The organism is Emticicia sp. (assembly GCF_049241225.1).
GTDB lineage: Bacteria > Bacteroidota > Bacteroidia > Cytophagales > Spirosomataceae > Emticicia.
Genome location: NZ_JBMLRC010000457.1, coordinates 1 through 5,917 on the forward strand (window position 1 = coordinate 1; position 5,917 = coordinate 5,917).

Sequence of the window (5,917 nt, forward strand, 5' to 3'; positions counted from 1 at the left end):
TTCGCTACTTATGCCCAGCAAGGAACTATCAAAGAAAGCCTAAAAATCAAAAGCAGCACTCTCGGAAAAGATGTTGAATACAGTATTTATCTTCCTGCCGACTACGATAAAACTAATCGTCAATACCCTGTTCTTTACCTCCTTCACGGCTATACCGACGACGAAACTGGCTGGACTCAATTTGGACAAACACCCGAAATTGCCGACCGCACCATTAGCAGCGGTGAAGCTCCACCGATGATTATCGTAATGCCTGATGCTGGTGTAAGTTGGTATATGAATACTTTCGATGGAAAATATAAATTTGAAGATTTTTTCATCAAAGAATTTATTCCCTACATCGAATCAAATTACAGAATTCGTGCAAAAAAAGAGTTTAGAGCAGTAGCTGGCCTTTCGATGGGCGGACTCGGAACGCTTCTTTATGCAACCAAGCACCCTGATATGTTTGCAGCGGCTGCTCCACTAAGTGCAGCAGTTTGGACTGATGATGAAATTGCAACTGGCACGATGGATAATGCACGATGGAACTCAGTCTTTGGTGATTTGTATGGAAAAGATTTAAAAGGAAAAGAGCGTCTAACCGACCATTATTACAAAAATGCTCCCATAAAAATCGTAGAAACTGCCAATGCTGATGATTTGAAAAAAGTAAAATTCTACATTGATTGTGGCGACGATGATTTCTTGATAAAAGGTAATATGGCACTTCATGCTATGATGATTGACAAGAAAATCCCACACGAATTTAGAGTACGTGATGGCGGACATACTTGGTCGTATTGGCGTACGGCATTGCCCGAAGTTATGAAATTCGTAGGCGAAAGCTTTAAAAGATAATTTTGAAGGATAGATTGAATGAATGATAGAATAAACTATACAAATTATCTCTAAAATTCACTCATTCTATCACTCACTCATTCAAAACTAAAATATATATTATGAATCGTAGAGAAGCCATACAGAGAGTAACTTACCTACTGGGGGGAGTTTTATCGGCACCATTAATGGCAGGTGCTATGGGAGAGGTTCTCAACACTGGCGAAAGTGTTGCCGTAACAGCCGACCAAACAGCTTTATTGGCCGAAGTTGCCGATATTATCATTCCAACAACTGGCACTCCGGGAGCGAAAGCCGCAGGTGTTGAAAAGTTTATCGTACGAGTCATGCGTGATTGCTACGAAAAAGCCGACCAAGAAAAATTTTATGCTGGTTTAGCCAAACTCGATGCCGACAGCCAAGCCAAATTCGGTAAAGGTTTTGTAGCACTTGATGTTGCTCAGAAAAACGAAATGGTCAAACAAAGCACAGTTGATAACAAAGCTTTCTTCTTGACTATGAAAAGCTTAACCGTGACTGGCTATTTCACTTCAGAAATCGGAGCAACGCAAGCATTAGAATATCTCCCAATTCCAGGAAAATTTGAAGCGTGTATTCCACTCAAACCAGGTCAGAAAACTTGGGCATTATAATTTCATGTAAGAAACTCAGTGTAAATCTGTGTTCTCTGTGCCTCCGTGGTAAACGCATGGTAAATAATCAACTCTTAAAAAGTACTAAACAATGGCAAACTTAAATATAGATTTAATCAAAGACCAAACCTACGATGCCATCGTAATTGGCTCGGGTATCTCGGGCGGTTGGGCAGCAAAAGAATTGACCGAGAAAGGAATGCGAGTATTGATGCTCGAAAAAGGCCGCCAACTCGACCACGTAACAGGCTATGAAAATGCCATGAAAGCTCCGTGGGAAACGCAATATAATGGACGTTTGACGGTAGAACAAAAAGCAAGTCATCCAAAATTAGCTCGTGATTATCCGTACAACGAAATGACCGAAAAATATTGGATGAACGATTCGGATTCATTATACAAAGAAGTAAAACGTTTCGACTGGTACAGACCAAATATCGTTGGTGGAAAATCAATCATGTGGGGGCGTCAATCATATCGTTTGAGCGACCTTGATTTTGAAGCAAACCTAAAAGAAGGGATTGCCATTGATTGGCCAATTCGCTATAAAGATATCGCACCTTGGTATTCTTACGTTGAAAAATTTGCAGGTATTTCGGGCGAAAAACTCGGTTTACCACATTTGCCTGATAGTGAGTTTTTACCACCAATGGAAATGTATTGCGTAGAAAAAGAAGTACGTAAACGCATCGAAAAAAACTTCCCAGGTCGTGTAATGACCATCGGACGTGTAGCCAACCTTTCGGAAGCTCGTAAAGAACAACTCGGCGTTGGTCGTGCCGGATGTCAGTACCGTAATAAATGTTCATTGGGTTGTCCTTATGGTGCATATTTCAGTACACAATCTTGTACTTTACCTCCTGCGGCAAAAACGGGTCGCCTAACGCTTCGCCCAGATTCAGCTGTTAAAGAAATTTTATTTGACGAAAAATCGCAGAAAGCCACTGGCGTTCGCATCGTCGATACCCAAACGATGGATGTACGTGAATTTTATGCAAAAATTATCTTTGTTTGTGGTAGTACAATTGGCTCAACGGCCTTGATGCTCAACTCAACCTCAAACCGTTTCCCGAATGGTTTTGGTAATGATTCTGGTCAATTAGGTCATAATTTAATGGACCACCACTTCAAAATTGGAGCTTCTGGTATTTGGGAAGGAGATTTGGATAAATATTCGTACGGTCGTCGTGCCAACGGTATTTATGTACCTCGTTACCGCAATATTGGCAATGATAAACGTGATTATTTACGTGGATTCGGCTACCAAGGAGGTGCAGGTTCGGGTCGTCAAGGCTGGCAGCGAAATGTAGCCGAATTAGGTTTTGGAGCAGATTTTAAAGAAGAACTCACAAAACCAGGCCCGTGGACAATGGGCTTGAGCGGCTTTGGCGAAACACTTCCGTACTACGAGAACCACATGTATCTTGATAAAAACGAAAAAGATAAATGGGGAATTCCATTAGTAGTTTTTGATGCTGAATTGAAAGAAAACGAGAAAAAAATGCGTGTCGATATGCAAAACGATGCGATTGAAATGCTCGAATCGGCTGGTGTGAAAAACGTAAAAGGCAATAATGCAGGCTCATTTTTAGGTATGGCGATTCACGAAATGGGAACTGCCCGTATGGGTCGTGACCCTAAAACTTCGGTGCTTAATGGCAATAACCAAGTTTGGGCAGCGAAAAACGTTTTCGTAACCGATGGCTCGGCCATGGTTTCGGCTTCTTGCGTAAACCCTTCGCTTACATATATGGCCCTCACAGCTCGTGCAGCTGATTTTGCCGTGAAAGAGTTGAAGAAAAAGAATTTGTAATCTATTCTTTCACTATCTTTAAGGAAGCCTTCGCTCAGAGCGAAGGCTTCCTTTTTTTTACTTCCTTTTATTTTATTGGACATCCACAAGATTAGGTTTAAATTTGAAGTAATATTCAACCTATAAAAGCATGAAAGTCAACAAGTTACTTATTCTCATTGTTTTTCTAAGCTTCTCACAACTCCTTCATGCTCAAAGCCTTTCGATTCAAGACCTTAATAAAAAATTAGGTCGAGGAATCAACATGGGCAATATGTTTGAAGCTCCCACCGAAACCGAATGGGGAAACCCTTTCAAAGATGATTATTTTGAGCGAATCGCCCAATTGGGTTTCAATCACGTCAGGATTCCAATTCGTTGGGACGTAGCCGCACGAGCTTCTCAAACTGAGCCTTACACAATAAACCCAGTTTTTCTGGCAAGAATAAAATTTGTTATTGACAAAGCAATCGCAAGCAAATTATACGTGGTGATAAATATGCACCACCACGAAGAACTTTTTGCAAATCCCGAAAAAGTAAAACCCAGATTTCTGAGCCAATGGGAGCAAATTGCTACTTTTTTTAAGGATTATGACCAAAAATTATTGTTTGAGGTCATGAACGAACCAAACACGAACCTCACTCCCGACCTATGGAATAGCTATTTTGCCGAAGCTTTGAAGAGTATTCGTAGGACAAATCCAGCAAGAGCGGTTTTGATGGGAACAGCCAACTATGGTGGACTTAGCGGAGTTCCAAATCTGAAAATTCCTGATGATAAAAATATTATTTTGACTGTTCATTACTACAATCCTTTCAATTTTACGCATCAAGGAGCAGAATGGATTGGTGGCGATGCTCAAAATTGGCTTGGCACAGTCTGGGAAGATTTGGCTATGGAACGAAATCAAATAATTACAGAATTTGACTATTTGAATACATTTGCCAAACAAAAAAACATCCCCGTCCATGTCGGAGAATTTGGGGCTTACAGCAAAGCTGATATTGAAAGTAGAGCAAAATGGACAACCTTTTTGGCTCGCTGGTTTGAAGAACAAGGTTTCAGCTGGGCATACTGGGAATTTAGTGCGGGTTTTGGCATTTATGCTCCTGCTACCCAACAATACAACACCAAATTGGTAGATGCTTTGCTAAAAAATCCGATGCCGAGTGCCAAGGTCTTGCCTTCAAAGGTACTTTATCAAAGCGATTTTAGCACCAACGATGGCTGGAATCTGGGAGTACAACCGACTTCAACGGCTACTTTTTCTCGAAATAATGGTTTGAATATTGACGTAAAAACTGCTTCAAAAGATGGTTGGCATGTGCAACTGACCAAAGCCAATATTCCGATTTTAAACAAAAAAAGATATTTGGTTAGCATAAAAGCAAAAGCCGATAAAGATGTTTCGGTGACAAACTATATCGGCAAAAATGCTTCTCCGTATAATAGCTATTCTGGATACAACAATTTAACACTTGGCATAAAAGAAAAAGAATTTGCCTATACTTTCGTGATGAACGACCCCAGCGATTTAGTAGCCCGAATGAGCTTTGATATGGGAACAACGGTTGCAAACATCAATATTTCATCCATAAAAATTGAAGAAATCATTGATAACTCTACTTCTACTCCTCTTACTACTGAAAAAGAATCAAATATTAATATTTACCCTAATCCAATCGAGGATATTCTTACGATTTCGGACCTAAATACAGTTAAAAGATTAGAATTAGTTGACCAAAAAGGTAGTGTAATTTTAAGAAAAACCATCGTTAACGAAAGCCCACTCAACGTATCTTTGCAGACAATTCCATCGGGCAGCTATATTTTGGTTTTATACGGGAAAGATGGTATCACGACAAAAAAAGTAGTTAAAAATTGAAAACTCCAAACATAAATATTTTACGGATAATTGCTTGTTGCTCATTCGTTGGTTTATTATTCTCATTAAGCTGCAATAAGCAATCGGAAGGCGAAAAGCTGGCTCAAACTCATTGTGCTTCGTGCCACCTTTTTCCAGAACCAAGTTTACTTGATAAAACGACTTGGAAGAATAATGTTTTGCCCGTAATGGCTCAACAACTGGGTTTACAGATTGTCAATGGCGAAGTGTACCCAGATATTCAGAAAGGTGCTGATGGAAAATTTGAGAGCATTGCAAGTATCACGCCCGAAGAATGGGCAAAGATTGTGGCTTTTTATGGAGAAAATGCTCCCGAAAAATTACCCAGTCAAGGTCGTGAACCAATTTCGGGTATTACCAATGCTTTTTCTGTTAAGCCTATTGCTATTCCACAAAGCAGTTTTCCATCGCTTACCTATATAAAAATTGATGATGCAAACCAACAAATCTTCGCCGCCAGCGATTCGATGCTAAGCGTTTTTGATAAAAAGGCATCAACCGTTCTTGCTCAAAAAGTAAAAGAGACCATTGTTGATATTGATTTTGGAAATACGCTTCAAAAAGCAGGAAACCGAGTAGGATATTTTACGAATATTGGAATCTTGAACCCCAATGATTTGGCCAAAGGCTCACTACATAGCTTTGATTTTGATGGGAAAAACAATTTCAAAAACACAGGAATGTTGCTTGAAAAACTTACCCGTCCCGTTCAAAGCATTGCCGTTGATTTGGATAAAGATGGAC

Annotated in this window: 4 protein-coding genes and 1 pseudogene; all 5 read left to right on the top strand. The window is 39.9% G+C overall.

The features are described from left to right. Nucleotides 1–840, top strand: an 840-nt coding sequence (locus ACOVO2_RS23370) for an alpha/beta hydrolase (protein WP_421772288.1), incomplete at its 5' end; no start/stop codon positions are given. Between the two features lie 101 nt (nt 841–941). Continuing rightward, nucleotides 942–1,472 (top strand): gluconate 2-dehydrogenase subunit 3 family protein, encoded by a 531-nt coding sequence (locus ACOVO2_RS23375; protein ID WP_421772289.1) that lies wholly within the window; start codon nt 942–944, stop codon nt 1,470–1,472. Nucleotides 1,473–1,563: 91 nt separating this feature from the next. Further along, complete coding sequence (locus ACOVO2_RS23380) at nt 1,564–3,285, top strand: GMC oxidoreductase (RefSeq protein WP_421772290.1); 1,722 nt, start codon at nt 1,564–1,566, stop codon at nt 3,283–3,285. 130 nt (nt 3,286–3,415) lie between these two features. Then, entirely contained in the window at nt 3,416–5,152 is a 1,737-nt protein-coding gene (locus tag ACOVO2_RS23385) for a cellulase family glycosylhydrolase (protein ID WP_421772291.1), read from the top strand. Then, nucleotides 5,149–5,917, top strand: a pseudogene (locus tag ACOVO2_RS23390) (hypothetical protein); the annotation flags it as partial. The gene ACOVO2_RS23385 and the pseudogene ACOVO2_RS23390, both read left to right, overlap by 4 nt.

Excerpts from the sequence above, each read along its gene's own strand:
- ACOVO2_RS23385 (WP_421772291.1), top strand. The coding sequence starts at position 3,416 with ATGAAAGTCAACAAGTTACTTATTCTCATTGTTTTTCTAAGCTTCTCA.
- ACOVO2_RS23375 (WP_421772289.1), top strand. The coding sequence starts at position 942 with ATGAATCGTAGAGAAGCCATACAGAGAGTAACTTACCTACTGGGGGGA.
- ACOVO2_RS23380 (WP_421772290.1), top strand. The coding sequence starts at position 1,564 with ATGGCAAACTTAAATATAGATTTAATCAAAGACCAAACCTACGATGCC.